Source organism: Microcoleus sp. MON2_D5, assembly GCF_036701905.1.
GTDB lineage: Bacteria > Cyanobacteriota > Cyanobacteriia > Cyanobacteriales > Microcoleaceae > Microcoleus.
Window position 1 is genome coordinate 90,254 of sequence record NZ_JAUBRM010000010.1, and the last position, 24,463, is coordinate 114,716.

Consider the following 24,463-nt stretch of genomic DNA (forward strand, 5'->3'; position numbering starts at 1 on the left):
GAATAAACGGATCAAGCCATTTTTTTTACTCTAGTCGATCGCGCGGCGCATTTAAAGTCTGCAACGAATTTTTTACCTCCCGCGCCGTTTTTTGTCTGCTGTTTGTAAAGAAAAGTAAATACTTTGGTAGGGCGATCGCTGCGGTTGCAAAATAAATAAACCCACATTATCCGTCAAATAAAACCAGTACGATCGAGTTGAAAACAAACTTTACAAATAGTTGTGAATTGCTACAGTTTAATGTTCTGGGAAATTCTGATAAGTTATGACTGAACCTTACGCCACAGTAATACTCGCGATTAGTGCGGACGGTAAAATTGCCGATGCAGTGCGATCGCCCGCGAGATTCGGTTCTGCCAACGACAAAGCCCACCTCGAACAGCAAGTAGCAGCAAGTGACGCCGTTTTGTTCGGCAACGGCACTTTACAGGCTTATGGGACGACGATGAGAGTGATTTCGCCGGAATTGGTCAAACAGAGGCAACTGCAAGGGAAGCCCCCACAACCGGTGCAAATTGTATGTTCGCGATCGTCCCAATTTGACCCAAACTTGCGATTTTTCCAGCAACCGGTGCCTCGCTGGCTGCTGACGGGGCAAGACAGTAGGGAAACGGCATTGCCGTCTCCTCTTCCGACGAAAGACACTAAGTTCGATCGCACATCTGGCACCATTCTCAAGAACGGGCAAGATGCCCGTTCCACAAAAGATGAATTTTCTTGTGGAACAGGCATCTTGCCTGTTCATAAAAGGCTTATTGAGAATGGTGCAACATCTCAATTCGATCGAATTATCTATGCGAAAACCAGAGGTGGAGAGATTGATTGGATTGATGCGTTTCAACAGCTAGCAAGCTTAGGTATCACACGCTTGGCGATTCTGGGCGGGGGAAAACTGGTAGCCTCTGTGCTGGCGGCAGGCTTGGTAGACGAACTTTGGCTGACGGTGTGCCCGTTAATTTTGGGCGGCGCGGATGCACCGACGGCTGTTGAGGGAGAGGGTTTTTTGGCGGATGTAGCGCCGAAATTGGAGCTTTTGGCGGTTAAACAGGTGGGACAAGAGGTATTTTTGCATTATCGGGTCGATCGAACTAACTGAAGCTCAAGCGTACTCCGAGACTAGGGTTTGACGATTAAGCCCTCCGATCCCCCCTAGCCAAGGGCGGGCACGGGGGCACCGCCCCTACGAAGGGGGGAACCGGAGGCACTCAAAGTCCCCCTTCTTAAGGGGGATTTAGGGGGATCGGGTTTCGGACAAAAGCGAGATTTGTGAGGTTTCAAGGTTCAGTTGACACCAGTTGCCATTCAGCTTTCCCAGCGATCGAATAATTGTATTAACTTAAATGAAGTTCGATCGCTCTACGCTCAAATCTCCCTATGCTGAAACAGCCAAAACCTGAATATTCTGTAGCCTGGATTAGCAAAATAGGCGAAATCCCGCAAGCGTCGTGGGATGCCTTGGCGATGCCACTAAAAACTCCTTTTCTGGAATGGGATTGGCTGAACAATCTCGAAATCTCGGGCAGTGCAACAGGTAAAACCGGTTGGCTACCGCATCACTTAACAGTCTGGCGAGACAAACAGTTGATTGCTTGCGCGCCACTTTATGTCAAAAGTCACAGTTACGGGGAATTTGTATTCGATAATCAGTGGGCGGATTTAGCCCAACGTTTGGGTGTTCACTATTATCCCAAATTGATGGGAATGACGCCGTTTACTCCGGCTGAAGGCTATCGGTTTTTGATTGCCGAGGGGGAAGATGAAGACGAGTTAACCGGAGTAATGGTAAGCGCGATCGACCATTTTTGCGATCGCCACAATATCTCCGGCTGCAATTTCCTTTATGTCGATCCAGAATGGCGAGAAAGAATGGAACGCCACGGTTTCAGCAGTTGGCTGCACCACAGCTATATTTGGCAAAATCAAGGCTATCAAAATTTTGACAATTATTTAGGCGCATTTAATGCCAACCAGCGCCGCAATATCAAACGCGAACGCAAAGCAGTTGACCAAGCTGGTTTGTTGATAAAAACGCTGACGGGCGATGAAATTCCCCAAGCCATGTTTGCTCAAATGTATGCTTTTTATGAGAATACTTGCGACAAATTTGGTTGGTGGGGCAGCAAGTATCTGACTAAGCGATTTTTTGAACAGTTGCACCACAATTATCGCGATCGAGTTTTATTTGTAGCCGCCTACGACAAGGAAGATGAGAGAGAGCCGGTGGGTATGTCTTTTTGTTTGTATAAGGGCGATCGACTTTACGGGCGTTATTGGGGCAGTTTGCAGGAAATCGACTGCTTGCACTTCGATGCTTGTTACTATACGCCGATCGAATGGGCGATCGATCGGGGCATCCAAAGCTTCGATCCCGGTGCCGGTGGGCGGCACAAAAAACGGCGCGGCTTTCCAGCTACGCCCAATTATAGTTTGCACCGATTTTATAACAACCGTCTGGCGCAAATTCTCAAGTCTTATATCGGTCAAATCAACGAAAGAGAACAGCAAGAAATTGATGCCGTCAACGAGGATTTACCTTTTACTAAGTTACCTCCTTTGGTACTCGGCGATTGACGGTTGACTGTGAATGTGGAATTGGAAATTGGGAATTAGTAACAGCCTATCGGTGTCAACATAATACTAAAACCCTGTGTATAATATCTCGTTTGTATCGAAGTTTCGCTCCCCCTAAATCCCCCTTAATAAGGGGGAATTTGAATGCTCTTCCCCCTTTATTAATGGGAGTTAGAGGGGACGTAACAATACTATTGTCCCCCCCTTATTAAGGGGGGTTAGGGGGGATCGAAACTCAACTATAAACGATATTTATTAGGGATTTTAGTCTTAAGTTGACACGAATGGTAACAGTCCACCGTCAACCAATTAACCTAATTCACAAATACTCTCCCATCTTCCTGAATTTCCAGGGATTTTGTATCAGCGGCCACCTCAGTTGTCGCGCCGAAACTGACTTGCAACATTCCCGGCATCGCGGTTGCTTGGGGGCGAACCAGCACCAATCCGCCGTCTGGGCGCTGGTAAGTGAGGGTGATTGGCACTGGGAGGGTTTGAAGCAAAATTTCAGATTGTTCGCCCAGAGTGCGCGGCTGGGTAACGCCTACGATTTGATAATTGATGACAGCATTGGTGGTATTCACCAGTTTAATTACTATCCCGCCTTCGGCAGGCGTAACTCGCGCACTTGGCAGGGGAAAGCGGGGAGGCGCGTCTGTGGGTGTAGATGGCATCCCGCTGAGGCCCGGACTTGCAGCCGGAGTTGGTTCGCTGACGGGTTCTTCAGTGGCTGCGGGAGTCTCTGAGGGAGTCTCTGCGGGTTGGGAAACCGGTTTTCCTTGTTGGGGCGGTGGGCCGCCGGCGTGGGAAAGTGTTGCGAGACTAACGAGTAAACCTCCGCAGGTGGCTGCTAGCAAGCTGATTTTTTTTAACGGTAGATTGTGGCGAAACATAAATAACTCCTCACAAGTTCGATCGAGGTTTTCCAACAAAGTTCATGTTAATCTATGCGTGAATTGAATTTTAATAGGTGGGTTTGGGCCAGAGGTAAGAAGAACCAGGCTTGAGGGGTAGATTTTTTTTTAACCGCCGAGGGCGCAGAGGGCGCAGAGGATGAGGGGAAGAGAGGAATTTTTAGAGGCGAGATGCTTCTGATTTGTAGGCGGGGAGGGTCACGGTAACGGCGGTACCTCGATCGACTTGGCTGTCAATGCGGATTTGGCCTCGGTGATTTTCGACAATAGCTTTGGCGATGGCTAATCCTAAACCGGAACCGGCGGCGCTGCGGTGGGTGCGGGCGGGATCTGCGCGGTAGAATCGATCAAACAAATGCGGCAGGGCTTCTGCGGAAATTCCGATGCCGGTGTCTGTTACTTTTATTTGCAGCGCAGGATTTAACATCGCCGAATTTCTTTTGTTTTTAGCTGCAAGCTGCAATTCTACTTGAATTTGACCGCCAGAGGGGGTGTACTGCACGGCGTTGCTGACGAGATTGGTAAACAGTCGGGCTAATTGATCCCAGTCTCCCAACAGTGTAAAGTTGTCCTCAGCGTTGGGCAGATCGACAATTTCCAAAGAAAGAGAGAGATTTTGGGTAGTGGCGATCGCCTGTTGTTCTTCAATTACCTCCATCAGCAAAGCATCGAGAGGAACCTCAATCCACTGCTGCTGCACGATACCGCTATCTTGTCGGGCTAAAAACAGCAAATCGTCAACCAAGCGCCCCAAACGGCGCGTTAGGCGTTCGATAACTTGTAGCTGTTGATGCTGCTGCGGTTCGATATCCGGTTCCGCTAAAGCTACTTGGACGTTAGTTTGAATAGTGGCGATCGGATTTCGGAGTTCGTGAGAAGCATCAGCAGTAAACTGTTTGAGACGCTGATAAGATTCCCGCACAGGTTTCATAGCCAATCCCGACAGCAGCCAGCCAATAGCTGCAACGCAAATTAGAGTTAAACTCGCGCCCAAAATCAAATCGAGAATTAATTGGCGGATGGGTTTTGTCACTTCAAACCAAGGATGGCTGACTCGCAAATATCCCAGAACTTGGCGTCCGATTTGTACTCGCTGCGTTACTTGTCTGAGGGAGTAGTTTTGATCCGACCGCAACTTATTATTAATTATCCAAACTGTTTCGCCGGTGCGGTTAGCGTGAATGGGAATATTCAACGGTTCCAATAATGTAGACCACAGCAATTCGCCCGTAGGACTGAACCATTCTAAATCAATGTGGTCGTCTTCTACTGCATCGGTGCTATCTGGAAAACTGGCTTGAATATTAACTTGCCACTTATTTTTATCTTTGATAGTAGGGAAACTTAGCGGTTCGATAACGAGAGTTCGCTCTATTACTTCGACAACATGATTGAGGGTGTCATCAATGCGATCGATCAAAGTATTGCGGACGTAGAAATAGAAACCTGTGGCGAATACCAGTAACAATACAGCAGTAACGGCAGTGTACCAAATAGCGAGGCGGCGGCGGGTAGCTTGGAACATATTGCGAAGGAAGTTCGGCAACGGATTGTGTAATTGATTCAACAGATTTAACCGATTTAATAACTATAACCTTCTTCTATTATCTTCTTCTCTTCTTCTCTTCCTTCGTGCCCTTCGCGCCTTCGCGGTTCGTTAAAAAAAGCCTTGTTCGCAAATTATTCCAAAAAACTCTAACCACTTTCCATTCTTGATACTTCAGACAGATGTGGAGGTAGCTGTCACCCTAGTATTCTAATCGCGAAACTTTTTAGGTAAAAGTCTGTGACAAAATTTTTATTCAGGGCCGCGATCGGGCTGTTAATGGCATTTTTTGGGGCAATTACCTATTTTACAAACGACGTACAAAATCCGGTAACTGGAGAGAGACAGCGGGTGCAGCTTTCTCCCCGCCAAGAGATAGTTTTGGGATTGCAGGCGCGAGATCAAATGGCCGCCAAGCACGGGGGGCTTTATCCCAGCCAGAGTATTCAGCAGTATATCGATCGAGTCGGCGAACGAGTTGTCAACAGTTCGGCGGCGAAACAAGCGGGTTATCCGTTTGAATTCCACCTGCTGCGAGACCCCCAAACTGTCAATGCTTTTGCTTTACCGGGGGGACAAGTTTTCATTACCGCCGCACTTCTGCAGCGCCTGAATTCCGAGGCTCAGTTGGCTGCTGTACTGGGGCACGAGGCCGGTCACGTGGTGGGCCGGCACGGTGCGGAACACTTGGCAAAACAGCAGTTGGGCAGGGCTTTGGTAACGGCGGTTGGGGTGGCTACTAGCGACGAGCGCGGGGGTGGCCAGCAGGCAGCATTAATTGCTCAAGCTGTCAATCAAGTGGTCGGTTTGCGGTACGGTAGATCCGACGAACTGGAGAGCGATCGGCTCGGTTTTCGGTTTATGACGGAGGCGGGTTACGATCCTAGAGCTATTGTTGAGGTGATGCAAATTCTCGGTGCCGCTAGGAAGGGCGAAGCGCCACCGGAGTTTTTGAGTTCTCACCCCAACCCTGAAAACCGAGTTGAAAAGTTGCAAGCTTTAATCGCGCAAAATTACCCGAACGGCATTCCAGCTAATTTGGTGTCTGGACGTGAAGAGTTTGCTAAGAATTTGTCTGGCGGTTAGCGATAATTGCATCGGGCTTTACAAAAGTTATTACTAAAGGCGGATCTAAGTTCGGCTTCTATTTGACACGATCAAGTTAATGAGCGATCGAGCAATTTGAAAGTTGAAAACCATGATCGAATCTTGGATGATTATCGGCGGCGTGACTTTCTCAGTCGCCTTCGGCACTCTGTTTTTTAAACTCCGCGATATTAACTGGGCCGTCAAACTTCAAAGACCGGATTGGATGTTTTTTGAGCCTGCTATTCCGTTAATTTGGACGGTGATTTTTGCTTGCGGGGCCGGCAGCGCTACTTTCGTGTGGGAACAGGAGCCAGGGAGCCTTAAAAGTTGGCTGCTGATGGCTTTGTACTTGCTTTTAGAAATTGTCACAGTTGCTTATATTCCTGCTACTCTCAGAGCCAAAAGTCTCAAAGTAGGGACAATTTTGGGAGGGGCTGGTGAGATTGTGGGAGCTGTGTTGACGTTGGCTGTTTTGCCGATTTCTCAAACTGCGGCTTTGTTACTTTTGCCTTACGTGATTTGGGGTGCGATCGGCACTTATACTACTTGGGAAATGATTCAATTAAACCCAGAAGCTGCATAAATAGTTGGTGTTCTTCGGCGCACCCTACATACTATAACGCTCTTCTCTTCCTTCGTGTCCGTAGCATCTTCGCGGTTCATTAAAAAAAGCATTGTTAATAATAGCAAATCCGTGCTAGCGGGTTAACCCACCCGATAAAGTGAGGAAATCCGCTTAACATTGTCTGCCTAGTTGATGAGAAAATAGATGAATAAAACTGCTTTAAATCAAAGGATGACAGCTATCAATGGCCATTAAAGACCAGCCCCAACCACCTCGTTTTCGACAAATTAGCAATGTCTTGTTATTGCTCTCAAGTTTGTTCCTGTTGGCAAACATCTTTTTACCGAATTTGTTCGGCCCCCAAATTCCCCAAGTGCCTTACAGCTTGTTCGTCCATCAGGTTCAAGAACAAGATGTAGTCCGAGCTTCGGTAGGCCAAAATGAAATTCGCTACCAACTAAAAGGCGAAGGAGACCAACCCGGTCAAGTGCTGTCAACTACGCCGATTTTTGACCTGGAACTTCCTAAACTTTTGCAAGAAAAAGGCGTTGAATTTGCGGCAACTCCCCCTGCCAAAAATGGCTGGATCGGCAGTGTTTTAAGCTGGGTGGTTCCGCCGCTGATTTTTGTGGCGATTTTTCAATTTTTCATGAACAGACAGGGTGGCGGGCCTCAGGGTGCGCTCTCGCTCGGCAAAAGCAAAGCTAAGGTCTATGTAGAAGGCGAATCGGCGAAAATTACTTTTGCTGATGTGGCTGGAGTAGAAGAGGCTAAAACTGAATTAGTCGAAGTTGTTGAATTCCTGAAAACTCCTGACAGATTTACGGCAATTGGCGCGCGAATTCCGAAAGGTGTGCTGTTAGTCGGGCCTCCGGGAACTGGCAAAACGCTGTTAGCAAAAGCAGTGGCTGGTGAAGCTGGCGTGCCGTTCTTTAGCATCTCGGGTTCGGAGTTTGTGGAACTGTTTGTAGGTGTTGGTTCTGCAAGAGTTAGAGATTTATTCGAGCAGGCTAAGAAACAGGCTCCTTGTATTATTTTCATTGATGAATTGGACGCGATCGGCAAATCTCGTAGCAGTAACGCTAGCTTCGGTGGGAATGACGAACGCGAACAAACTCTCAATCAACTGTTAACTGAAATGGACGGTTTTGCTGCGGGCAATACTACGGTAATTGTGCTTGCTGCAACTAACCGCCCGGAAAGTTTGGATGCTGCTTTGTTGCGCCCTGGTCGTTTCGATCGCCAAGTTTTAGTCGATCGCCCCGATTTATCTGGCCGCGAAGAAATTTTGAACATTCACGCTCAAAAAGTGAAGTTGGGCCCGGATATTAATTTGAAGGCGATCGCCACTCGCACCCCCGGTTTTTCCGGCGCAGATTTGGCAAATTTGGTGAATGAAGCAGCTTTGTTGGCGGCACGCAACAAACGCCTAACTGTAGCACAGGAAGACTTTGCAGAGGCGATCGAACGAATTGTGGCTGGCTTGGAAAAGAAAAGTCGCGTGCTCAATGAAAAAGAGAAAACCATCGTTGCTTATCACGAAGTCGGCCACGCGATGGTGGGTGCTCTGATGACTGGTAATGGCGAAGTTGCGAAAATCTCGATCGTCCCTCGCGGTATGGCTGCTTTGGGTTATACTTTGCAGTTACCGACTGAAGACCGTTTCTTGTTAGATGAATCGGAATTGCGGGGTCAAATTGCGACTTTGTTGGGCGGGCGATCGGCTGAGGAAGTCGTGTTTGGTAGCATTACTACTGGCGCTTCAAATGACTTGCAAAGGGCGACTGATTTAGCTGAACGGATGGTGACAACTTACGGGATGAGTAAGGTTTTGGGGCCTCTAGCTTACGATCGAGGTCAACAATCAATGTTCCTCAATGACGGTATGGGAAATGCCCGCCGTGCGGTAAGTGCTCAGACTGCTGAGGCGATCGACCAAGAAGTGAAGGAAATTGTCGAAACTGCACATCAGCAAGCTTTGGATATTCTGAAAGCAAATCGAGAATTGTTGGAAACAATTACGCAGAAACTGTTGGAAACTGAGGTGGTGGAAGGTGATTCACTTCGCGAATTCCTCCGTCAAGTGCGGCCTTTAGATAAGGTTGCGGCTTGAGTTTAATAGGGTTTAATTAAACCGCCGATGAACGCAGATGATTCCAAATCATCTGCGTTTTTTGATCGCACTCCACGATGAGCCGACTGAAACAGACAACGGCAAACGGACAAACCCGCGTTTGTGCGATCGCAAGTAATCGTATTAAGGGAGAGCTATCACAGGGCGCTCTCCCTGATACTCAAATCAAAATAAATGAGCAGTGACATCTCACGAATTAGCGGCAAAAACAAAGAGCGATCGCATCCAACCAATGCAGCAATTACATTATGATTGGTCTGGCGATCGAGTTGGGCTGATAAAAGGCTAATGGCAAGACTCTATTATCGAGGCATGGCAGAAGAGAACGGTAAACCCAAAATGGGACGCAACGCGAGGCTACTGGGAGTCAGACCCAGTATTGACATTGATGTTGAGCAAGTGCCCAAAGACTGGTTGGATGAACAAGGTTATTTACTACCAGAAACAGAGCGCAAGTCTTCAGAGGAGTCTGTCACTGTAGCCATTAGAAACACAAAAGGAATGTCTGTCTCCCTCTCTATCGAGGGCTTACCACCATTCCGCAAACCCCCAAAATTTGGCGGAACAGGAAAAGATCCTCTTTGGCAGATTGACGACAGCAAGATCCTCGGAGATATTGAAGCTGTGCAAGATAGTCCAACTCATGTCAGTATTTTGCCAAGCGCTACAATGCTTTTAGAGAAATATGAAGCAGCCCTGGCCCAGACACAGAACGAATGGGAGAAAGTTTGATAGTTTAATTTAGTCAACGGGAGAACAGCAATGGCATGGGTGTTTAGCTTATCGGCTGAATGTGGCACAAAGCAATCTGAAGCACAGCAATTTGCTCAATATTTCAATGAAATTTCCTGGGTGATCTCAAACGGTAGACATTCCCAATGTCGGGCAGAAAGTTTTCAGGACATAGAAGAAAATTGGTGGTGTCGAGTTTGTCCAAGTGGCATCAGTGAGATTGGAATTGACACTCCCGAAAGTGCTTATTTAATGACGGAAATAGGTATATTTCTGTATCAGAGTTTGCGGTTTGCTCCACCGTTTCGGTATGCTTTAGTGGGTATGGAAGTAGATGAGTTTAGAACCTACAGCGAATTGATTGAAGAGCCTGCCTTGGTTTTTCCGGGATTGGTTTTAGCTGAAGCTGTTTGGCAAGCAACGGGAGCATCTTCGGTTTTTCGATCGTTCAGTCTTGGATATGTTTGGAAGCCCTATGAAGGTGAAGTTTATAGACCACTACTAGCATCACCGGACTTAAAGAACAAGCTTGATGAATTGCTGAGCGTGGGGTAAATCCTTTCAATGCAGGCATCACCTCTCACAGTAAATACCAAACACTGCGATGTTTACGGAAATAGCGATCGCCCCTACCTATCTAATTAATCGCTCCATACAGCGATCGTTATAAACACACAGAAACCCGGCTGCTTCAAACAACCGGGTTTCTAAATATTGTTGCTGCATTTTCGACCGATTAAATTCCGGGCACGTAGGCCATAACTGGAGTACCTTGCTGCTGCTGCTGCGCGATTTCCAAAAGGCGTTGAATGCGATCCTCTGTCGGCGGGTGAGTGCGGAAAAGTGACTGCAAACCTTTAGTCGAAAAAGGATTCACAATCAGCAGCGGCGACATCGCAGGATTGCCGTGCATGGGAATTTCATGACCCAGTTTCTCCAATTTCTGCAGCGCGTTTGCTAAGCCGATCGGGTTATTGGTAATTTCTACCGCACCGCTGTCTGCTGCAAATTCCCTCGTTCGAGAAATCGCCAATTGAATTACGGTTGCTGATAGCGGTGCTAAAATGATTAAAAACAGCAAACCAAACGGATTCGCGCCTTGTCTGCTGTCCCGCGTTACCGGGCCGTAAAGCGCTCCAAAAGTCAGAATTCGCCCGACAAATGTAATCGCGCCGGCAATTGTTCCTGCAACTGCTTGAGTGAGGGTATCGCGGTTGCGGATGTGGGTAAGTTCGTGCGCTAAAACCCCTTCCAATTCTTCGCGGGAAAGCAGCTTGATGATGCCTTCAGTAACTGCTATTGTCGCGTGTTCCGGGTCTCTTCCTGTTGCGAATGCGTTGGGAGATTGAGTGGGAACTAGAAATATTTTCGGCACCGGAATTTGGGCTTTTTCGCTCAGCGATGCTACCATATCGTAGATTTCTGGTGCTTCGCTGCGGGCGATCGGCTGAGCGCGGTAAGCCATTAACGCGGCGGTGTCGGAATAGTACCAAGAGCTAAAACTTGAGAAGGCGGCTAGCGCTAAACCGATGTAAAGTCCTTGCTCGTTGCCGATTAAATAATAACTTCCTAAAACGAGAAGGCCGCTTAGAAGTCCTAAGAGAGCGGCTGTTCTGAGTTGATTGGTTCCTAGCATGGCGGGTTGAGGGCGATCGCTATTTTGATATTTTTTATCTTGTAATTAGATTTTCATAACTGCGGGCGATCGCGCCTCTATCTGCCGAAATAACTGCTGCCGCCAATAGTAGTATATTACCTGTTCAGTTATAGACTCCGAAGGGATATCGGGATGCTCTCTCAGGCTGCTCTCAACAGGCGACACAGCCACCGGATATGAGATTTCCACCCTCTGACTGGAAACCAGATTAAATCAACAAAATAAACGCAGAGAATCTTACATTCATCTGCGTTTGTCTGCGTTCATCTGCGGTTGAATTCTCCAACCCTAAACAGCTTGTACTTGCTTTTCCTCAACAGCAACAGGTTCTTGATATACAGTTTGAGACTCATTAGCCAAAAACTCGGCCAATTGAGCTTCGATTTCATCCCGCACAATCTGGCGGTATTCCAGGAAATGCTCGTTGTGAGCACACACTGTTAAATAATGATCCCAAACCGCAGGATTGCGCTTGAGAATGCTAAACAAATGATGCCAAAACTTCCAGCGAGTTTTGCGCTTGACTCCCTGCCGCCAAACCACAGTTAGCAGTGCTCGCAAATCGATCCAACTGGGAATTCTTGCAGGTATATTTGCTGTAGGTGCACCCAACATTAAGAAATGGCGATAAGTCCGGTCTAAATATTTCTCAGCATCGTACACTTCGCAGAATGCCTCGACATATTCGCGGGCAATATCTTCGAGAGGCCGCGTCGGGATAAAGTTCATCAAAGTAGTCTGGTTGAGGTTGCCAGATTTGTCGCGCAACCGCCCTTCTTTTGCTAGTCTGTGAGACAATGCAGTGTGCGGCAAAGCTTGCAGCATTCCAAAGGTTGTGCTCGGAATGGCGGCTGCTTCGGCAAACTGGACAATCCGCTGACCGGCACCGGGTTTTTCGCCGTCAAATCCGATGATAAATCCGGCCATTACTCGCAAACCGGATTTGGCAATTAACTCTACGGATTCGATCAGGGAATTGCGGGTATTTTGGAATTTTTTCGTCATTTGCAGGCTTTCTTCGTCGGGAGTTTCAATCCCTAGAAATACTGCATTAAAATTGCACGCTACCATCATATCCATCAATTCTTGGTCTTGGGCTAAATCGATGGATGCTTCTGTGTTGAAAGTAAACGGGAATTTGTGTTCTTCTTGCCAGACTTGTAAGTCTTTTAGCAACAGTTTGACGCTGCGTTTGTTGCCGATAAAATTGTCGTCTACCATGAACACGCCGCGCCGCCAGCCCAAGTTGTAGAGATAGTCTAATTCTGCTATCAATTGTTGGGGGTTTTTGGTGCGGGGTTTGCGGCCGTAGAGGACGATGATGTCGCAGAATTCGCACTGGAAGGGACAACCTCGGGAAAATTGAATCGACATCGAATCGTAGGCGTCTAATTCCAGCAAATCGAAGCGGGGGATTGGGGTTGTGGTAACATCGGGTTTTACGCCGTCCGATCGATAAATTCCGCTTTTTTCGCCGCGCGCTATTGCTTCGACGAACATCGGCAAGGTGATTTCGCCTTCGTCGAGAATCAGGTAATCTATGCCCGCTGCTTGAGGTTCTTCGGGTACGGAAGTCGGGTAGGGGCCGCCGCAAGCTACGGATTTACCGCGCCGTTTTGCTTCGCGAATGATGTCTAGCAAATCTTCTTTTTGGACAATCATTGCGGACAGAATAACGAGCTCTGCCCATTCCCATTCTGCTTCGGTGATTTGTCTGATGTTGCGATCGACTAACTTAAATTCCCATTCTTGGGGTAAAATAGCTGCTACCGTTACCAAACCCAGCGGTGGCAGCAGAACTTTACGATCGACTAATTCTAAAATTTTCTCGTAAGACCAAAATGTTTTCGGAAACAGCGGGTAAACTAGAAGAACTCGCATTATATGTTAAACCTCACATCAGTAAACAACTTGCGATCGGGCTGGCGTGTTTGAGAGTTCGATCGACTCTCAAGACTTAATGTTAAGGCTAAAATTACGATCTTGCACTCGATCGAATATCTGGCGAGGGGTGACACCCCCTAAGCCACACACAATGAGCGCAATTTTTAGCTTGCAGTTCCCTGTTAAAGTTTGCAAATGCTGATATCTTATCGTATTTGACCCTTAATTGACGATAATCGCATTTAAAAAGCATAGGATTAAGGCAAAAAAGAACTGGAAACAGTAAATTAGTCGTTTGGTGTGCACGGATCACCCTAGATTACTCGTTTGGTGCACATTCCTTCTTCCCTCTTCCTTCTTCCCTCTTCCTTCTCACCTAATTTGAATCTTTGCCCGGAATCCCGCTAGTTTTTAACATATCGGCCACTGTGCCGCAGTAACTCGGCATTCCTATGCTTTCGGGATTCACAAGATTTTGATAGGTAAAATGGCGGTAGGTGATGCAAAATCTATCCCAAGCAGCCACCTGAATTCGGAACAGCCAAATAAAGAAATCGGCCAGCCAAGGTGACAGAGTAATCCGAAAAAATATATTTTTATTCAAATACTGGCAAGCTTGTTCTACCACTTCGTTAGCTGTAATCGCCGGATTTCCTAGCACAAAATGTCGCGGTTCCTCGGAAGCCGGCGGATGTTCAACTAAATAATTAACTACTTTAGCAATATCTGCGCCGTGGATGAAGTGAAAACTGCCATCTGCCTTAAACCAGCGAATCAAACCAATCCATTTTGCGACAAGTGGCAAGCCAGATGACAAGTGAGAGACGGGTTTTTCTGCGTCTCCTCCCAATACTAATGTCGGGTAAAGTGCAGTAATCGGAGGCACATTTGTCAAGGCTGACAAATGCACCATACACTTGTACTTTGAGCTAATATAATCTGTCCCCAGTTCCCCGGCTTCTTTGAGCAAATTGTTGTCTCTACCGAGAATGCTGGCCGTTGAAAAATAAATTACTTGCTGGCAAGTCTGTGGCGAAAGTAGTTGAATTAGGCGCAGAGTTTTGGTTACGTTAACGTCCAACACTTCTTGAGTTCCTCCCCAAGCAGTGGCAGCTAAAATTGCGACATTAATTGTTTGCAGAAGTTCGGCGTGTCGATCGATATCTCGCATATCGCCTTGTAATATATGGATGCCGGGGCGGGCTTTCCAATCAAATTTTAATTTTTCGGGGTTGCGAACTAAGAGGTAAAGTTCGTGGTTTGTCTCTTGAATCAAAGTTTCGGCCATGTAGTGACCGATACAGCCACTTGCACCCGTCACAAAAATTTTTTTGGAGTTCATTTTGCCGCAGGGGAAGAGGGAGGATTTGACGCTTTTTCAACGGTAGGGACACGGCATAGCCTATGAGTGTCCACTTAAGCCTACAGTCCATGAGGAATACCGCTTTTATTCGAGTCCCGATCCCCCTAAATCCCCCTTAAGAAGGGGGACTTTGAGTGCTTCAGGTCCCCGCCTTATTAAGGGGGGTTAGGGGGGATCTAGACTTTGATACAAACAAGAGATACGGTCGGTTTTACGTTAAGTTGACACTAATGGGCTCTTGGAGTGTCCTACAACTATCAGGTGCAATTAACCGGATTCGCTCCGATTATATAATCTTTTTCCACGGTAGGGAGACGGCAATGCCGTCTCCCTACAAGTATCAGGTGCAATTAACCGGATTTGATCGGATTCTACAATCGAAATCAAATTAAGCAGCAACTGCAAGCAATTTGTCGGCTTGTTTTGCGGTTTCAAAGAAGAAACGCACGTTATCTTCGGGAGTTCCCGGTAAGACACCGTGTCCCAAATTGAGGATGTGTCCGCGAGGACCGGCTTTGCGAATTGTATCAAGAATTCGATCGCGAATAAACGGTTGAGAACCAAACAACACGCCCGGATCGAGATTTCCTTGAACGTTCATATTCGGGCCCAAACGTCGGCGCGCGTCGGCCATGTCAACCGTCCAATCGACGCTGACGATATCCGCGCCGGATGTTGCCATACGTTCGAGGATGCCGGCACTTCCAGTGACTAACAGAATTAGCGGTGTGTCGGGATGGGTTTTTTTGACTTGCTCGAATACTTGTTTCTGGTAAGGTAGAGCGAAGGTGTCGTAGTCCTGCGGGGAGAGTTGGCCGGCCCAGGAGTCGAACATTTGCACTACTTGCGCGCCACAGTCGATTTGATAGCGCACGTAAACGGCGATCGCATCGGCGAATTTCGACAGCAACTGATGCAGTAAAGTTGGATCGGAAAATGCCATGTTTTTGATGATGGCATAATCTTTAGAACCTTTGCCCTCAACGGCATAGGCCGCCAGCGTCCACGGCGCGCCCACAAAACCGAGCACGGTGGATTTGTTGCCGACTTCCTCGCGCAGGGATTTCAGGATTGTTTTGATAAACGGCAAGCTTTCTTCCGGGTTCAGCGGTTGCAGGTTGTCGATTTGCTGCTGAGTGCGGATGGGTGCGTGGATAATCGGGCCTTTACCTTCGGCGATGTCCATGTCGATGCCCAAACCCGGCATGGGGGTGACAATATCGGAAAACAGAATTACGCCGTCTGGTTGAAACGCGCGCCACGGCTGAAGGGAAACTTCGATCGCAACTTCGGGAATTTCGGAACGTTCGCGAAACGAGGGATACTTTTCTCGCAAATCTCGATAAGCCTTCATGTAGCGGCCGGCTTGACGCATCATCCACACGGGCGGGCGGTCTAGGGTTTCGCCGCGGGCTGCCCGCAACAACAAGGGAACTTCATTTAATGCCGACATTTTAACTTTTCTCTACCTTAGATATTTCAATGCCTTTGGTAGCTTACCACTGTGCGATCGTCCTTTTTGACAAAATCGTTGTGTGTACAAATGTGTATTTTGTCACTGCCAAAGAAAGTGAGGCGATAGCCAGACATCGACTCGTATATAAAGGAGTGTATAAGTCCTGTGTATAGGCTCAGAAACCGGGTTTCTTCGTAGAAACCCGGTTTCTGATTCCGCGCTACAGTTTGACCTACTTACCTCGTCACGCAGACTCCGCCCACCACTACCCGACATTGATCTCGGCCCGCATCGAATCTACTATCATTCCGCCTCGCCGAGTCTAAATCTCTAGTCCGCGAATTGTAATAATAATCTCCCGCCGGAAAGTTTCTAGTCGGGACAGCGCAGTAAGTCGAGTCTTGATTAGCATCGTCAAACCTGACTCTCACCATAGAACGTCTCTCGCGACAATCAACAGACCGCAAGCCAAAATCATCTTGCAGAAGCTGTGCTCTGTCATATTGACCGTCATATCGACCGTCATCTCGCCTCGTGTACCAATCGTCCCGCGAATTGCGAGATTGTCTGCCGCCCCCATCAATTCCCGCAACTTCCAGCGTGTAGCTACCGCCTCTGGCAGCATCTTTTGCTAACACTAACAGTTTATAATCGCCGCTACGGGGAATTTGATAATTAAAAGAACGCTCTTGGGTAAAAGCGACTTGTTTGTTGTTCCCGTAAAACAGCACCATGACGGGAGCAAAACCGCTCCTTGTATCTGTGTCTAAAAACACTTCAATGTTATCGCCTTCCCGAGCGCTGAATGTATATTCTTGGCCGCGCAATTCTTCCGTCGGAGAACCCGGAACCCACATATTTCGGAAACGGTAAATCGGGGAAGTGCGGCGAATTACTCCATCTATGCGATCGTTATTCCCTATCTGTTCGCCAACTGCACTAGACGAAATGCCAGTGAGTGCCAATCCTGCAACTAGCACAGTGGCCGCAATACTGTTTAACAAGTTGTGCGTTCTCATATCAACCTCTGGAAAAATTTAAAATCTTTTTGCTTTCTTGGCGCCGACATTTGCATACACAATCCATTTTAAATGTAATTTCTGCCAACCGTGTCAACCTCACCCAACCCCGCTATTTAGCTGGTGGAAAATCTCAAGTTAAAGTTATAGACGTTGATCTGTAATCTAAAGTTGCGATTTATCGCCGCAAATCAGCAATCCCGATTCAGCGTCGAGACAAGCCATGATTCCCATAGGTAAAGCAGCGTTAACCCCCTCGTGCCCGAAGGGCAAATCCGAGACAATGGGAATATTCAAGTCCCCCAGCCGATCGCGCAAAACTTCTTCAATGCTAAAACTGGGAATACTCGGGTCAATCTCGCAGTGGCTGAAACGTCCCAAAGCAATGCCTCGCACCCCAGCGAAAGCCCCCGCCATCCGCCAGTGAGTCAGCATTCGATCGACCCTGTAAGGAGCCTCGGAAACATCCTCAAATGCGAGAATAACCCCGGTCAAATCCGGTTGATACGGGGTTCCGAGCAAATGAGAAGCGACCGTCAGATTCGCAGGAAACAGCCGCCCGGTGGCTTTTGAGCTGCCCCATCCTTTACCTTGCAAAGATTGTAAGGGACGACCTTCTATGCAGTCAAAAAGTCGATCGACAGACCAATCCGGTTCAGCAGCCAAAGTTGTCAGCATCGGCCCGTGAACACCCCAAACACCCAATTTAGCCTGATTCCACAGCAAAGCAGTAATATCTGAAAAGCCGATTAACCATTTCGGCGAATGGGAATCGGGAGTTGGAAATTGGGAATTTTCCGCCTTTCCCACATTTCCTTTTTCCAAAAGTCGAGTGCTGCCGAAACCGCCTCGAACACAGAGAATACCGCGACAATCCGGGTCATTAAGGGCATCTGCCAACTGTCGGACGCGGTTTTCGTCGGAACCGGCCAAATAGCCCCAGCGATCGTCAAAACCCGGTGTTAATTCAATTCGATAGCCGCGGGATTTCCAAATTTCTACACCCTTTTCAAAGTTAGTTGATTCTCGCAAAGTGCCACTAGGGGCAATTACTTTGAGCAAATCTCCTGGTTGCAGAAATTGTATGTCAGTCATTAGTTATTAGTTATTAGTTATTAGTTATATCGTGTTTGGTGAATCGAGCCTAATTCTGTAGGGGCGCGTTTTACAGACCATTTCTGACTGAAACAGACAATCTCGACAACCCGCCCCCACCCATCCATAAATACAAACCTACATTTTCGGATTCGATGCAATTTTCAGGTTGATGTAGCTTATCGGTTGTGGCGGGGCGGGTCGATCTAGATTGTTGATAATCGTTAGATATTGTCGGTGAAACCCGCCCCTAGGGGATATGGTTGATTATTGATTTAGGAGTGAGTTTTTCAGATTGTTTGTTAATCATTACTACGGTAAAGTCAGAATTTCCACCCCAGAATCAGTCACAGCCAGAGTGTGCTCGAATTGAGCCGAAAGCTTTCCATCCTTGGTGATAGATGTCCAACCATCGGCGAGAATTTCCACTTCCCAAGTACCCTCATTAATCATCGGCTCTATCGTAAAAACCATGCCTTGTCTGAGCTTTTTTCCTGTGCCCCGTTTGCCGTAGTGCAGAATTTCCGGTTCAGTGTGAAAGACTCGGTGAATCCCGTGTCCCGCAAAATTTCGCACTACCGAAAAGCCCTGTGCTTCAGCATATTCTTGAATCGCTGCACCGATGTCGCCGGTACGAGCACCCGGTTTGACTTCCGCAATACCTCTTCTTAAACATTCCTCGGTTACTTCAACTAACTTTTTCGCTACAGGTGAAGGTTTTCCCACAAAAAAAGTTTTGGAAGTATCGCCATGATAACCATCAACTAAAGGTGTTACATCAATATTAACAATGTCACCTTCTTTCAGAATTTGTTTCGCATTGGGGATGCCGTGACAGACTACTTCATTGACGCTAGCACACAGAGATTTTGGAAATCCTTTATAGCCTAGCGGAGCGCTTTTTGCTCCGTGTGCCAAAGTCCAGCGTTCGGCTTCATCGTTAATTTCTAAAGTGCTTACTCCCGGTTTAACCATCGGTTCGAGATGTAGCAGAAGTTCGGCCGCTAAACGGCCTGCTTGGCGCATTTTTTCGATTTCTCTACTGGATAAAAGCACTAAACGTTCGGTTGCCATGGTTTTTTTTTGTTTTTTTGTGTAGTCGCTTAAGAGTTAATTTAACTCAATTTTAGAATAGATTTGAATTGCTGTTCAATAAACTTGTAAGGTGCGTCCGTCAGGGAATATTGGTAAAATTTGGCCAGTATTATTACTTACACACCCTACTAGCAGTGATAGATTTGAACCAGTGTTCACAACGATCGCCCAAAGCTGCTAAAGAATATTCTACCTCTGCTTGTCGCCTGCAAGCGCTGCGGTCAATTTGGTCTAAGTGGGCGATCGCACCTACCAAGCCATTTACACTATCAGGCTCCACTAAAAAGCCCGTCAGTCCGTCTCTAACAATTTCTGCCGGCCCCCCGCGCTCGTAAGCAATCACGGGCACACCGCACGCTAAAGCCTCGATCGCGACATTTCCGAAAGCTTCCACCCAACGTGGTGTCATCAACAATGCTTGGCACTGACGGACTTGCTCTTGCATTTGGGTTGTTGTCAGAAACCCTAAATATTCTACCGGAGCATCCGGGTAATCTGCACAAATTTTTTGCCAATAATCCTCATCTTGCATTTTGCCCATAATTTTTAGGGGAATGCCTGTAATTTTCGCTGCTGCTACTGCATCTTCTAAGCCTTTCTCCGGGGCGATGCGGCCTAGCCAAGCTAATTTAGACTGCGGTTTGTTGCAAAATTCGTACAGGGATAAATCTATGCCATTTCCCAACAACTGACATTCATCGGCAAAGGCGAATGTTTTGGCTTGAGAAGCGGTGTGAACTCCGATCGTACCAGGAAACTGGAGGGCGGTTTGTCCGGCAATGCGATCGAGGGCTGCGGAAAGGGAGCCCATGCTGATCAAATGTGCGATCGGAGTCCTAAAAAATGGTGTCAAATAAAACGGCAGCCAATCGTAGGCAAAGTTAACAATGACATCCCATTCATCCTGAACTTGGCGAGCATATTCCCACATATTCGCCAGCACAGAATCTGCGGGCATCACAATAGGATCGTTGTAATCTTGTGTTTGGGCGGTTACTTGCAAATCGCCCGTTATTTCGATTACTGGAATTGATTCTAAGACTGAACCTATCGGCGCTACAACTGCTATTTTATGACCGCGACTCTGCAATTCTTTAGCAATGTTAAGGACTGTAAGTTCGACACCGCCACCCAACCCCGAACCTAGTTGACCGACAGAAGTTGACAGGAACAATAGTTTTAAAGGGTTATTAGTCATTAATCCTTAATCATTAGTCAGCATTCACTAATTTTAACATAATCTAAATTATAAATTCTCCCATCTCAAATCTCAATTTTAAAATAATTTTAAAATTGCTACATTTATTAATCCCTCCCAGAACGCGGACGGAGGCGATTCAACTGATTGATTGCCCAGCGAGCAACTTCCTGAACTTCGGGATCTGGATCGTCCGTCGCACGGTGCAACAAGTAACTGATTTGATTCACCAATTCGTAAATCCGCGTCAAGTCGCGAATTGCATTTTTACGCACTTCGGGATTTTCATTCTGCAGCGAAATTGACCACGCATTATTCATGGGTTTGAGCGTGCGAATGCCAATTTCCGAGAGACTTGCCAAAATTAAACTGTACTGCTTGGAGTCGGAATTTGCTAGCAAATCGAGCAACGGCTCAACTGCTCTGGAATCTCCCCGCTGGCCGAGTTCCCAAATTGCTTTGCCCCTCTTTGCCGGATTTAGGTGCTGCAAATCTTCAATCAGTGCTTCAATAATATCAACTTTAGGTCTACCATCCGTTTCGGGAAGGGCAATATCTTTCTTGGGACTCGCTAGGGAATCGCCTTGATTAGTTGTTTCGGGAATGTTGAAACCTGTGTTGCTGTACCCATTGCTGTGATGTTCCAAGGGCGAGGTGTCGGAATTAATTCCATCGCCCTCGAATGCTGCATCGTCGGATTCTGATGCCCCGGATTCCAGGATAAAAGGCCGATCGCTGCTGTCGAGACTGTTGTCTTTTGGCAAATCCAAAGGGTAGGGCAAGGCTGACAGCGGTTTTGATAGCCCAAAAGAAGCCTCTTGCTGTGTAATTGCGTGCGAGTTTGTAGGAGAATCGGAATTAGTAAATTGAGAGTTTCTTTGGTTGTGGCGCTCAAATCTTCCCCGTCTTCGCTTAGAATAATTTGACTCGTCACTGCTAACTAATTTGAGCATGATAAATACTGCCGCTGCCGTGACGACAACTGCTGCCAAACCCAACATTAAGAACCCCCGCTGACGAGACAAAATGACGATCAAATTGGATACTGATTTCGGGATCTTAGAATTAGATTTGGACGTTTTGGACGGCTGAGATTTGTTTTTATCGGGCGCTGGAGACAGTTTTGAAGGCTTGGAATCCTGGCGATCGCCCGGGGGAGAGTTCGCCTGAGCAATTTCTGGGGAAACAGCCCGGTAGGAAGCATTGAGAGCCTGGTGCTTTCCGTCCGCACTTGGACTGAACGCAGCGCCCAGACAGGCAATGCAGGTGAACAAACATACAGAGGAGCGGTAATGCGCCATAAGACTCAATCCGGGTTTTGAGAGGCAACGCCGCATGACGAGCTTTAGTTTAACCTTGAGTTAGCTCGATCCTAGCTGCTATGGACTTAACTAACTCACTAATAGCACCAGACTAACGAAAAACCCTGGTTTGAGAGGGCACCGAGCCAGCTCTCATAACCACAATTGTGTCATTGACGTGCAACTCCTTTAAATCATTAGTTTAATTAGTTTAAAACGAACAACTACATCGGCGGCCGCGACTTTAGCCGCGGCATCCCGAAAGTTGATTGCAGCTAATCTCACCTACGTGCAGTGTGCAGTGCAGGCCCCGCAGCGCAGCACTGCGGGGGCACTAGCAGACGATTGTGGCTCGCCGTCGATTTCTCACTAATAGCGTGGTATGACCAAGAGTTTAACAAGCTTCCGAGCCTGCGGGTCGATCGTTTTTGTCTGAATTTGGGCGGAAGTGGGACAGGGGGATTGGCACTGGAAACGAGAAACCTGGTTTTTTCGTTAATTCTTCGCTACTAAACCGCATATTTTCAGTACATTCAAGGACGCACTCTGGAGATCGTAAACCAGTTTTATTTACCAAAAATGCTGTAAGAAAGAGAGCGCTGATTTGACAGATGTTAATTTGAAGGGGGCAATTATGCCGGATAGAAGTGTTTGGGCGATCGGCTAAGATAACCGTTAGGAAATATTGTATTCAGCTAGCCAGCGCCAAAAATCATACTATCTTGTAAAAGTAGGGTCGGATTTAGTTAGGAGCTATAGTGACAGCGAGTAGACCCTTTCACGCAGGCGTCCTATGCCAACGTTTTGTTTATTTCTACCCACTTATTTAAGTTAAATCAATCGGTATTTAATGCTGTGCCGCCAAATTTGATATAAGATCGAGCTAAATTTCTAGTGTGAGAGTAGAGGCGTTTGTGAGCCAACAAGATATTTTAAATTTAGCAAAAGAAGGCGATGCTAGGGCGATCGCATTTCTGATCGGCCAAGCACTCCAAAGCTTCGGCGTCACGGCTAAAGCCAGCCGGGAAAATGACACCCTGCACCTGCTGCTGGAAGCAGAACAATTGCCCGCAGAAGAAGCCTGTCTCCGAGTCGCAGTCAAAGGGTTGCAGCGGCTGCAACCAAATAACCTTTACTCAGTGACAGTTTACGGGCGGCAGGGCGGCCAGCAATTACCCGCTTGGACTCAGACGGTAGAATTAAAAAAACGCTTGACTTCCGAACCCGTGAGTCCATTAGTTGCCGTGAATGCCGCAGTAGCTGCGAGTGTAGCAGTAGCCGCGAGTCTACCCGCTTCTCCCATTCCTGTAACTTTGCCCAAGCTAGAAGAACCTCAAAATGTCACAACTGCGCCCCCTCCAACACCAGAAAAATCTCCGCCCCAACCCCCTAAAATCCCCACCCCAAAACCCACAAACCAAGGGCAGCAAAAGCAATCACCCCAGCCAGAGTTAGCCCGCACTAAAACTAAAAAATCTGGGCTGTCACTCGGTGCTCTGAGTCTAATTCTCGTGCCGATATCCGGCTTTGTGCTGGCTTCTCAACTTTACAAATCCTCAACCACCGCTACTAATAACCCTCTAACGTCCAAGCCTGCGGTACAAGAAGTGATCTCGACACCAGCACCAGCAGCCGCAGCCAAACCCCTTCCAGATCCAAAATCGCCCTCCCCGGCTGCCAAAAAACCTGCCACTGTGCCCGCAACTGTCAGCATCAAAGCAGTTGGCGACATGGTTCCCGGTACAAATTATCCCTACAACAAACTGCCGGCAAAAAAAGAGATGTTATTAGAGTCGGTAAAACCGTACCTCAAAGGAGCTGATATTCTGTTTGGCAATTTTGAAAGCACGATGACCGATTATCCTTACAGTTCCAAAGCAGGCGGCGGACGAATGCTGATTGCCTTTCGGACGCCTCCGAGTTATGCCAAAATCTTCAAAGATGTTGGTTTTGATATTTTGAGTATTGCCAACAATCACTCTTACGATTTTCACGAGCAGGGATTTAATGACACGATTAAAAACATCGACAGCAATGGCATGAAGGCTGTTGGCAAAAGAGATCAAATTGTTTATAAAAATGTCAAGGGTGTGAATTTTGCATTTATCGGTTTCAGCAACTACGGCGACGTTCACAATTCTTTGCTGGAACTGAAAGCAGGAGCCGAAGTTGTCAAAAAAGCTAAGGAAAAAGCTGATATTGTAGTGATATCAGTTCATGCTGGCTCTGAAGGAACGGGAGCTCTGAATGTGAGAAATAAAACTGAGTTCTTTTACGGAGAAAACCGGGGAAATATGGTTTTGTTTTCGCGGACGATGATTGATGCGGGAGCAGATTTGATTTTGGGACATGGCCCGCACGTTCCCAGAGCTATGGAACTTTATAAAGGGAAATTGGTTGCTTATTCGCTGGGCAATTTTTTGGGTTATCGCACTTTGTCCTCAGCAGGAGCACTCGGTAAATCTCTAATTTTGGATGTGAAAATGACTCCGCAAGGGGATTTTGTTTCTGGTAAGATTATCCCCATCCAACTTGACGGGCGAGGTGTGCCGGCTGTTGATAACAATTTTAGGACTGTGGGGTTAATTGACCGTTTGACAAAGAGCGATTTTCCCAATAGCGGTTTGACAATTGATGACAAGGGACAAATTTTGAAAAAGAGTAAGTGAGTAGGGTGCGTCGCCCTCAACAATAACTGGTTCCCAGGCTTGGGCTGGGAACCAGTAATAAAACTATTGTGACCCGCTGCTCTAATCAACGTCCGAAAGTAAGGATTCAGGTGGTGGGTATTGACAAGTGTGATCCTGGAAAGTAGAATATAGCAATTATGAAAAAAAACCTGCC

20 protein-coding genes are annotated in these 24,463 nt (G+C 47.3%); 8 read left to right on the forward strand and 12 right to left on the reverse strand.

Translation table 11 applies throughout. From position 1 onward, the window contains the following. Nucleotides 1–265 precede the first annotated feature (265 nt). Both QUA47_RS05860 and QUA47_RS05865 read left to right on the forward strand, forming a co-directional pair. Nucleotides 266–1,096 carry a dihydrofolate reductase family protein gene (locus tag QUA47_RS05860; protein WP_333430040.1) on the forward strand — a complete coding sequence of 277 codons (831 nt, stop codon included), beginning with the start codon at nucleotides 266–268 and terminating at the stop codon, nucleotides 1,094–1,096. 278 nt (nucleotides 1,097–1,374) lie between these two features. Then, on the forward strand, nucleotides 1,375–2,571 hold the full coding sequence (locus tag QUA47_RS05865) for a GNAT family N-acetyltransferase (protein WP_333430041.1): 1,197 nt from the start codon (nucleotides 1,375–1,377) through the stop codon (nucleotides 2,569–2,571). A gap of 314 nt (nucleotides 2,572–2,885) precedes the next feature. Here the strand turns inward: QUA47_RS05865 and QUA47_RS05870 are convergent, their stop codons facing one another. Further along, nucleotides 2,886–3,464, reverse strand: coding sequence for a hypothetical protein (locus QUA47_RS05870; RefSeq protein ID WP_333280839.1), 579 nt, complete (start codon nucleotides 3,462–3,464; stop codon nucleotides 2,886–2,888). A gap of 181 nt (nucleotides 3,465–3,645) precedes the next feature. Beyond that, complete coding sequence (locus QUA47_RS05875; RefSeq protein WP_333430042.1) at nucleotides 3,646–5,010, reverse strand: ATP-binding protein; 1,365 nt, start codon at nucleotides 5,008–5,010, stop codon at nucleotides 3,646–3,648. Between the two features lie 261 nt (nucleotides 5,011–5,271). On the opposite strand from QUA47_RS05875, the gene QUA47_RS05880 reads away from it, so the two are divergent. The 5 genes from QUA47_RS05880 (at nucleotide 5,272) to QUA47_RS05900 (ending at nucleotide 10,106) form a co-directional block, all read left to right on the forward strand. After that, nucleotides 5,272–6,117 carry a M48 family metallopeptidase gene (locus tag QUA47_RS05880; RefSeq protein ID WP_333430043.1) on the forward strand — a complete coding sequence of 282 codons (846 nt, stop codon included), beginning with the start codon at nucleotides 5,272–5,274 and terminating at the stop codon, nucleotides 6,115–6,117. 112 nt (nucleotides 6,118–6,229) lie between these two features. Then, nucleotides 6,230–6,703, forward strand: a complete 474-nt coding sequence (locus tag QUA47_RS05885) for a tryptophan-rich sensory protein (RefSeq protein WP_333430056.1) — start codon at nucleotides 6,230–6,232, stop codon at nucleotides 6,701–6,703. 226 nt (nucleotides 6,704–6,929) lie between these two features. Further along, the gene (gene ftsH4, locus QUA47_RS05890) at nucleotides 6,930–8,798 is read left to right on the forward strand and encodes an ATP-dependent zinc metalloprotease FtsH4 (RefSeq protein ID WP_333280849.1); all 1,869 of its coding nucleotides are present in this window, start codon (nucleotides 6,930–6,932) and stop codon (nucleotides 8,796–8,798) included. Between the two features lie 309 nt (nucleotides 8,799–9,107). Further along, nucleotides 9,108–9,551 (forward strand): Tse2 family ADP-ribosyltransferase toxin, encoded by a 444-nt coding sequence (locus tag QUA47_RS05895; RefSeq protein ID WP_333430044.1) that lies wholly within the window; start codon nucleotides 9,108–9,110, stop codon nucleotides 9,549–9,551. A gap of 30 nt (nucleotides 9,552–9,581) precedes the next feature. Beyond that, nucleotides 9,582–10,106 (forward strand): hypothetical protein, encoded by a 525-nt coding sequence (locus QUA47_RS05900; RefSeq protein WP_333430045.1) that lies wholly within the window; start codon nucleotides 9,582–9,584, stop codon nucleotides 10,104–10,106. A gap of 181 nt (nucleotides 10,107–10,287) precedes the next feature. Here QUA47_RS05900 and QUA47_RS05905 read toward each other — a convergent pair whose 3' ends face one another. The 10 genes from QUA47_RS05905 to QUA47_RS05950 form a co-directional block, all read right to left on the reverse strand. Beyond that, a complete protein-coding gene (locus QUA47_RS05905; protein ID WP_190738289.1) occupies nucleotides 10,288–11,187 on the reverse strand; it encodes a M48 family metalloprotease in 900 nt (299 codons plus the stop codon). A 45-nt stretch (nucleotides 11,188–11,232) separates the two neighbouring features. Beyond that, entirely contained in the window at nucleotides 11,233–11,397 is a 165-nt protein-coding gene (locus QUA47_RS05910; protein ID WP_333430046.1) for a hypothetical protein, read from the reverse strand. 99 nt (nucleotides 11,398–11,496) lie between these two features. After that, entirely contained in the window at nucleotides 11,497–13,089 is a 1,593-nt protein-coding gene (locus tag QUA47_RS05915; protein ID WP_333402994.1) for a B12-binding domain-containing radical SAM protein, read from the reverse strand. Between the two features lie 379 nt (nucleotides 13,090–13,468). Beyond that, complete coding sequence (locus QUA47_RS05920) at nucleotides 13,469–14,434, reverse strand: NAD(P)-dependent oxidoreductase (protein ID WP_333430047.1); 966 nt, start codon at nucleotides 14,432–14,434, stop codon at nucleotides 13,469–13,471. A 409-nt stretch (nucleotides 14,435–14,843) separates the two neighbouring features. Further along, nucleotides 14,844–15,908 carry a uroporphyrinogen decarboxylase gene (hemE, locus tag QUA47_RS05925; protein ID WP_333430048.1) on the reverse strand — a complete coding sequence of 355 codons (1,065 nt, stop codon included), beginning with the start codon at nucleotides 15,906–15,908 and terminating at the stop codon, nucleotides 14,844–14,846. Between the two features lie 239 nt (nucleotides 15,909–16,147). Then, complete coding sequence (locus tag QUA47_RS05930) at nucleotides 16,148–16,930, reverse strand: hypothetical protein (RefSeq protein ID WP_333430049.1); 783 nt, start codon at nucleotides 16,928–16,930, stop codon at nucleotides 16,148–16,150. A gap of 165 nt (nucleotides 16,931–17,095) precedes the next feature. Next, nucleotides 17,096–18,025 (reverse strand): LD-carboxypeptidase, encoded by a 930-nt coding sequence (locus QUA47_RS05935; protein ID WP_333430050.1) that lies wholly within the window; start codon nucleotides 18,023–18,025, stop codon nucleotides 17,096–17,098. A 312-nt stretch (nucleotides 18,026–18,337) separates the two neighbouring features. Continuing rightward, complete coding sequence (gene map, locus QUA47_RS05940) at nucleotides 18,338–19,099, reverse strand: type I methionyl aminopeptidase (RefSeq protein WP_333430051.1); 762 nt, start codon at nucleotides 19,097–19,099, stop codon at nucleotides 18,338–18,340. 133 nt (nucleotides 19,100–19,232) lie between these two features. After that, a complete protein-coding gene (locus QUA47_RS05945; protein ID WP_333430052.1) occupies nucleotides 19,233–20,318 on the reverse strand; it encodes a glycosyltransferase family 4 protein in 1,086 nt (361 codons plus the stop codon). Nucleotides 20,319–20,425: 107 nt separating this feature from the next. Continuing rightward, the gene (locus QUA47_RS05950) at nucleotides 20,426–21,619 is read right to left on the reverse strand and encodes a HEAT repeat domain-containing protein (protein WP_333430053.1); all 1,194 of its coding nucleotides are present in this window, start codon (nucleotides 21,617–21,619) and stop codon (nucleotides 20,426–20,428) included. 914 nt (nucleotides 21,620–22,533) lie between these two features. Here QUA47_RS05950 and QUA47_RS05955 point away from each other — a divergent pair. Continuing rightward, entirely contained in the window at nucleotides 22,534–24,288 is a 1,755-nt protein-coding gene (locus tag QUA47_RS05955; RefSeq protein WP_333430054.1) for a CapA family protein, read from the forward strand. Nucleotides 24,289–24,463: the final 175 nt, after the last annotated feature.

Excerpts from the sequence above, each read along its gene's own strand:
- QUA47_RS05860 (WP_333430040.1), top strand. The coding sequence starts at position 266 with ATGACTGAACCTTACGCCACAGTAATACTCGCGATTAGTGCGGACGGT.
- QUA47_RS05865 (WP_333430041.1), top strand. The coding sequence starts at position 1,375 with ATGCTGAAACAGCCAAAACCTGAATATTCTGTAGCCTGGATTAGCAAA.
- QUA47_RS05870 (WP_333280839.1), bottom strand. The coding sequence starts at position 3,464 with ATGTTTCGCCACAATCTACCGTTAAAAAAAATCAGCTTGCTAGCAGCC.
- QUA47_RS05875 (WP_333430042.1), bottom strand. The coding sequence starts at position 5,010 with ATGTTCCAAGCTACCCGCCGCCGCCTCGCTATTTGGTACACTGCCGTT.
- QUA47_RS05885 (WP_333430056.1), top strand. The coding sequence starts at position 6,230 with ATGATCGAATCTTGGATGATTATCGGCGGCGTGACTTTCTCAGTCGCC.
- ftsH4 (WP_333280849.1), top strand. The coding sequence starts at position 6,930 with ATGGCCATTAAAGACCAGCCCCAACCACCTCGTTTTCGACAAATTAGC.
- QUA47_RS05895 (WP_333430044.1), top strand. The coding sequence starts at position 9,108 with ATGGCAAGACTCTATTATCGAGGCATGGCAGAAGAGAACGGTAAACCC.
- QUA47_RS05900 (WP_333430045.1), top strand. The coding sequence starts at position 9,582 with ATGGCATGGGTGTTTAGCTTATCGGCTGAATGTGGCACAAAGCAATCT.
- QUA47_RS05905 (WP_190738289.1), bottom strand. The coding sequence starts at position 11,187 with ATGCTAGGAACCAATCAACTCAGAACAGCCGCTCTCTTAGGACTTCTA.
- QUA47_RS05915 (WP_333402994.1), bottom strand. The coding sequence starts at position 13,089 with ATGCGAGTTCTTCTAGTTTACCCGCTGTTTCCGAAAACATTTTGGTCT.
- QUA47_RS05920 (WP_333430047.1), bottom strand. The coding sequence starts at position 14,434 with ATGAACTCCAAAAAAATTTTTGTGACGGGTGCAAGTGGCTGTATCGGT.
- hemE (WP_333430048.1), bottom strand. The coding sequence starts at position 15,908 with ATGTCGGCATTAAATGAAGTTCCCTTGTTGTTGCGGGCAGCCCGCGGC.
- QUA47_RS05930 (WP_333430049.1), bottom strand. The coding sequence starts at position 16,930 with ATGAGAACGCACAACTTGTTAAACAGTATTGCGGCCACTGTGCTAGTT.
- QUA47_RS05935 (WP_333430050.1), bottom strand. The coding sequence starts at position 18,025 with ATGACTGACATACAATTTCTGCAACCAGGAGATTTGCTCAAAGTAATT.
- map (WP_333430051.1), bottom strand. The coding sequence starts at position 19,099 with ATGGCAACCGAACGTTTAGTGCTTTTATCCAGTAGAGAAATCGAAAAA.
- QUA47_RS05945 (WP_333430052.1), bottom strand. The coding sequence starts at position 20,318 with ATGACTAATAACCCTTTAAAACTATTGTTCCTGTCAACTTCTGTCGGT.
- QUA47_RS05950 (WP_333430053.1), bottom strand. The coding sequence starts at position 21,619 with ATGGCGCATTACCGCTCCTCTGTATGTTTGTTCACCTGCATTGCCTGT.